Source organism: Pedobacter sp. ok626, assembly GCF_900100435.1.
Classification (GTDB): domain Bacteria; phylum Bacteroidota; class Bacteroidia; order Sphingobacteriales; family Sphingobacteriaceae; genus Pedobacter.
In genome coordinates this window covers 61,941-68,196 of the sequence record NZ_FNEX01000027.1, presented here as the reverse complement: position 1 = coordinate 68,196, position 6,256 = coordinate 61,941, and the positions used below count along the sequence as shown (strand labels likewise).

The 6,256-nt window shown below is 41.2% G+C and carries 2 protein-coding genes; both read left to right on the top strand.

The genetic code is table 11. The features are described from left to right. The first annotated feature begins 790 nt into the window (after window positions 1-790). Window positions 791-1,060 carry a hypothetical protein gene (locus tag BLS35_RS26565; protein ID WP_090787470.1) on the top strand — a complete coding sequence of 90 codons (270 nt, stop codon included), beginning with the start codon at window positions 791-793 and terminating at the stop codon, window positions 1,058-1,060. 705 nt (window positions 1,061-1,765) lie between these two features. Then, a complete protein-coding gene (locus BLS35_RS26560; RefSeq protein WP_090787467.1) occupies window positions 1,766-6,253 on the top strand; it encodes a T9SS type B sorting domain-containing protein in 4,488 nt (1,495 codons plus the stop codon). The last annotated feature ends 3 nt before the right edge of the window (window positions 6,254-6,256 follow it).

The following is a 6,256-nucleotide window of genomic DNA, read 5'->3' as shown; positions in this document are numbered from 1 at the left end:
GAATTTTGCCATGATCTATATGTTTTTTATAAATAAACAACTGATCTAAGATAATGTTCGGATAGCGTATTACAAAATTTCAAGTTAAAAAAAATTAAATAGGTATCATACTCCATATTTTTTTACAAAAAGTTGGTATTTAGTTGCTGTATACTTGGACTATACTTGGAGTTTTATACTAGGCAGACCGGTGACTATCTTATCCGTGTACAGCTATACAGGTTGTCTTATCCTTTTCAGGAATTGACGTAGTGAAAAAGACTGAAATATAAAAGAGTTGATACAAGCTCCGCAGTATTTAATTTTGTCGTGAGGTAATTATACTGCGTTTTCAACCAAATTTCAGTCTAGCGAGGTTTATCAATAATTATATCGAGATGTTTGCTTAAATGACAAGCAGGAGATGAGCAAAAGGAAATAGAGTCATTGTAACCTTACATTTTAGATCCAACAACTAATCACTTAAAAAGATAGCCAATGAAATAAAGAAACAACAATACCATATCATACTTCTTTAATGAGGTATTAATTCAGAGTCTCGACTCACAAATTACCACAATAGTGCCACGAGACAATAGATTAATGCCCATGACAAATATTGTTGTACTTTCGCAGTGCACTATAGCGTCGTGGGTTCTATTGTAAATCCGTTTGGCAGGGCTGTGGTAAGCCGGTGAGTGCGGTATTTAGAGCTCAGCTATAGTGCATTGTTTTATCCGATAAAACCCACTACAACTTTCTTTAAATCCCTAAGAGACTCATTTTTTTAACACTTAAAAAATATGAGCATATGTATACACCCGAGCAATTTCTACACAAAAGACCATCAGGAACCAAAGCTGAGCTTGACACGTTCGTGAAAACTAAAATAAAAGAATTTTTTGAAACATATTCGCTTGATGATAGTCTTGAATATCTCTGGAGAATGATCCAACAAAGTTTCTATACTAAGAGATCTGTATTACCTAACGATGAACGTGCTAATCTAATCGCTTTTTACGAATATCTTCATACCCTGATTCTGGCAGCTAACATCGTTAATGATGAATTAAAAAAGTAGGAGGCTAAGCTTTAGGGTTATAATCAGCCATAAGTATATATGTGTATAGTTATGGCTGATTATAACTGTTCTTTCATCTTCCTTTAAGTTTGTCCGCAAAACTGTAAAGCTATAGGCGTATAAGCCCCCTGAATCATTACTTGAGTTATACGTTGCAGCAACTCATTTGAGGAACATATCATTATTAATACATTAAGAATATTAGTGTATTATTTTCTCTTGAAAATTTTTAAAAAAATTACATAAATTAGATCCGTCAAACAGAAATTAATTGCCTTTACAATATTTAGTTCTTTCGAACTAGAACAAATTATATTTTAATACAAATCTCAAATTATCAAAAATTAATTGGATCGCTTTCACCAATATACATCTATACCATTTACGAATCTCCATTCGCTCCCTTTGGAATAGTTTATTATTTAATCACCCTATTAAAGATAAAATTATGTCAACACAATCATTTATTAACCTCTTTTCCATCGCTGGTAAAAACACCAGCCCAAAATCAAACCCAATGACAGTGCGCTACCTTGAAAGCGATATGTTGAATCAGTAGCCCTACTATTACGAAAAGTTAACATTATCCGCCATCATCTTTGAATGGCAGGAACAGCCCGTAGATGAAATTCGAGCCTCGATCGAATTTCAAGACATTCTCAACACAACCAGGTGTCCTTTGGACATCAAACCAAACAAGATAATATGAAAACAATCCCTATGTTTATCTTATCGTTGATGCTATTAAGCCTGTGGGCTGCAGAAGGAAGTGCAAAGACGAAACTCAAAGGTTACAACGATTTCGTTCTATTAACGACTGGAGCCTTTAACCAACCACCCCTGGCAGTAAACGATCAGATTACGGTTATGGAAGATACACCAGGAACCGGTAATGCATTGACTAACGATACTGATGCTGACGGTGATCCACTAATTGCCTCCCTGGTTGTTGCACCCGTTCATGGAAATATGGTGTTTAATGCCGATGGTGGTTTTACCTATACACCCAGCGCAAATTATACGGGCACGGATAGTTTTATATACAAGGTCTGTGATAATGGAGCACCAAGCCTATGTGCTACAGGGACGGTTACCATAACCATTACAGGGATCAATGACGCACCGACCATTACAGGACTGCCTTCAAATATTATTGTGACGGAAGATGCAACAGAAGACCCGTTCGATATTTCTTCTGCTACAATAAGTGATCCTGATGCAGGATCGGGAGCACTTACATTAACATTAAATGCTACAGGTGGAATTTTTGATATCGCGACTGGAACCGGCATAACAGTTACAGGCCATTTAACCAACCATCTGACACTTACGGGCAATTTGACAGACTTAAATAATTACATCAATGTTCCCAGTAACATTTATTTTAGGCCTAATCATGATCTCAGCGGCCCTAATGCCGCTGTAGTGCAAGTGTCCATCAATGACAACGGTAATACCGGCATTGGGGGGCCACAGAATGTCATCATTGGAACAGTCAATATCAACATTACACCGGTGAACGATGCACCGGTTAATTCGGTGCCGGTTGCTCAGGCGGTTGGTCAAGACGTCGACCTGGTTTTTAGTGCCGGCAACGGTAACCTTATTTCGATCGGTGATGTAGACGCAGGAAGCGGTTCAGTATCGGTTACATTGACCGCCAGTAATGGTCTGATAACACTCGCAGGGACTACCGGATTGTCCTTCAGTATAGGTGATGGGACTGCGGATGGCACCATGACTTTTAATGGTACCATTTCCAATATTAACACTGCCCTTGGGGGATTGACATTTAGACCGACAAACGGCTACACCGGCGCGGCAAGTATACAGATTACAACAAGCGACCTTGGATTAACGGGATCGGGTGGTACGCAGACAGACAACGACATAATTAATATCGCAGTAAATGTATTGAATCCGGAAATCGTAACGGTAAATACAAGTACCCCCGATGGTATTTATAACCTAAATGACGAAATCAACATAACGCTCACCTTTAACCAAGCGGTTATGGTTGATATTACAGGTGGTTTACCTAAGCTGTTGTTGGAGACAGGAAGCACGGACAGACAGGCGACTTATTTTTCCGGGTCTGGATCCAATACACTGACGTTTAATTATACCGTGCAGGGGGCTGACCTGAGTGCCGACCTGGATTATACATCCACTTTTGCGCTATCGTTGAATGGCGGGACTATACGGAATGCATTAGGTGACAATGCAATATTGACTCTTCCCGTACCGGGCAGTGCGAACTCCATCGCCGGACAGCACAACATTGTCATTGATGGCGTAAAACCTTTAGTAACTTCTGTAGTTGTGCCTGCTAATGGCATTTACAACGCCGGCAATATGCTGCAGCTGAGTGTCAATTTCAATGAGAACGTAAATGTAGACGCAACAGGCGGGAAACCCCATGTAAATATAGTTATTGGAGCAACAACTTATCAAGCCGTCTATACCGGCGGTACGGGTACTACAGCGCTCACTTTCAGGTATACAATACAACCAGGCGATATGGATATGAACGGAATTTCAGTCGGTGCTTTGATACTGAACGGTGGTACAGTTAAGGATGTGGCAGGCAATGATGCCTTGCTTGCGCTAAATAATATAGCTAGTACTTCTGGCGTCTTGGTGAATACAACCAGCCCTACGGTAGTCGTCTCCACTTCGGCCACTTCACCGATAAACCAAGCTTTTACAGCAAGCATCGCTTTCAGCGAGGCGGTGACTGGTTTCCTGCGGGGGGATATAGCGGCGACAAATGCCACGCTTAGTAATCTCCAAACTGCGGATAATATTACCTACACTGTATTGATCACACCGATAGCGGATGGTTTGATAAGCATACAAGTGCCTGCAGGTGTAGCGGTAAATATCGGCGCTAACAATAATACAGCCTCTAACACACTAAATCTGACATTCGATGCTTCAGGCCCAGTCATCACTTCAGTTAATGTACCAGCCAATGGCGTTTACAAAAGTGGTGATCAACTGAATTTTACTGTCAATTATAATGAAAACGTGATCCTGAACACCCTGGCAGGCAGCCCGTCATTAAGTCTGACATTGGATGGTGTTAACCGTTCGGCGATTTATGTTGGCGGAACTGGAAGCAATTCACTGACCTTCCGTTATACAATCGCTGCCGGCGATCTGGATCAGAATGGTATAGCCCTTGGCGCAAGCCTGGGGCTTAATGCTGCCACAATACGCGATGCTGGAGGTAATAACGCAAACTTGGCGCTAAATAGCGTTGGTAGTACCACAAATGTGCGTGTTGATGCAGTTGCTCCTGCAATTCCAGCAAGTTTTGCTGCTATTGCAGGTAATGCTGAAAATAGTTTAACTTGGGTGGCAAATACGGAGAGCGATCTTGACTCCTATAAAATCTACGCAGGTACGGCAAACAATCCGACGACTTTGTTAACCACAATACCTGCTCCCGGAATCACATTTCTTCATAATACACTCATTAACGGCACCACCTATTATTATCGAATTTCTGCCGTAGATCAGGTAGGTAATGAAAGTCCGCTGTCGCCTTCAATATTTGCAAAACCGATGGCTTCTCAGGTGATCACCTTTGATCAGCCTTTAGCAAAGACATACGGACAAGAGGCTTTTGATCTGGCAGGAAGTTCTGATTCTGGCCTGGCATTAACCTATACCAGCAGTGACCCAACTATTGCAAGTATTAGCGGCAAAACAGTTAATATTTTAAAAGCTGGCGGCGTTCAGATCATCGCTACCCAGTTAGGAAACGAAGCTGTAAAACCAGCCACTCCTGTTACACGATCTTTGGATATTCATAAAACGACGCTTACCATAACAGCTGAAAACAAAGAGAAATTTGCAGGAACAGCTAATCCGCCACTAACCCTGAAATACGCGGGATTTGTTTTCAACGAGACACCAGAAGTGCTGGATAAGGCCCCCAGCGCCAGTACTTCTGCAACAACCTCAAGCCCGGCAGGTGATTACCCAATTTTGGTTTCAGGAGCTGTTGCTTCCAACTACGAATTTACATATGTCAACGGCATTCTGAAAGTGAAACCTGGTGCACCGACTGACATTACCATGGAAAGCACTATTGTTTATGAAAATGGGCCTGCCAAAACAAAAGCCGGAGCGTTTAGTTCCGTTTCAGGTGACCCATCCGCAACCTATACTTATTCGTTCGTTACGGGAATCGGCGATACCGATAATGCTTTGTTCTCTATAGAAGACAACTCATTATTTACTAAAAATACGCTTGATTTTGAGAGCAAGTCAATGTACAACATTAGGATAAAAACTACAACGCAGTATGGTTTAAGCTTAGAAAAAGCATTTACGATTACAATAACTGATGTTAATGAAGCACCAACCCTGGCCTCCATCTCGAATTCGACGGTCTGTTATACCAGGGCATCGCAAACAATACTACTTACTGGAATTAGTGCCGGTCCGGAAAAAAACCAGGCAGTAAGCCTAAGTGTGAACAGTGACAACCCTACGCTATTCCAAAACTTAAAAATGTCTGGTTCGGAAAACAATACGTCCCTAAGCTACAGCATAAAAGAAGGAAGAACGGGTACAGCTAATATTACCGTGACTGTTACCGATGATGGTGGAACTGCAAATGGAGGCATCAATACTTATTCAAAAACCTTTGTGCTTACAGTCAACCCTTTACCAGTAATTGCTATTACCAGTAATAAAGGATCTGACATCAGTAAAGGAGACATTGTAGTCCTGACAGCCAGTGGCGCAATGTCTTATGTTTGGATAGCAGACAACAGCATCATCAGCGGACAGAACACGGCAACATTGACAGTAAGGCCAACAGAAAATATCACTTACACAGTGACTGGTACGAATGCCACTGGATGTCCCATAACAGAAAGCTTTAGCATTAAAGTTGCCGAGGATCTTAAGCTCATTGCCAACAATATCGTGACACCGAATGGAGACGGTTACAATGACAAGTGGATCGTTGAAAACATTGACGTCTATCCTGATAACCTAATAAAGATATTTGACCGTGCCGGACGCATGCTGTATTCGAAGAAAGGATACGACAATAGTTGGGACGCAACTTATAATGGGAATCCGCTTAATGAAGATACCTATTATTATGTAATAGAATTTACGGGTAGCATCAGGAAATTTAAAGGATACATCACCGTTATAAGAGATAATTAGTTT

Excerpts from the sequence above, each read along its gene's own strand:
- BLS35_RS26565 (WP_090787470.1), top strand. The coding sequence starts at position 791 with ATGTATACACCCGAGCAATTTCTACACAAAAGACCATCAGGAACCAAA.
- BLS35_RS26560 (WP_090787467.1), top strand. The coding sequence starts at position 1,766 with ATGAAAACAATCCCTATGTTTATCTTATCGTTGATGCTATTAAGCCTG.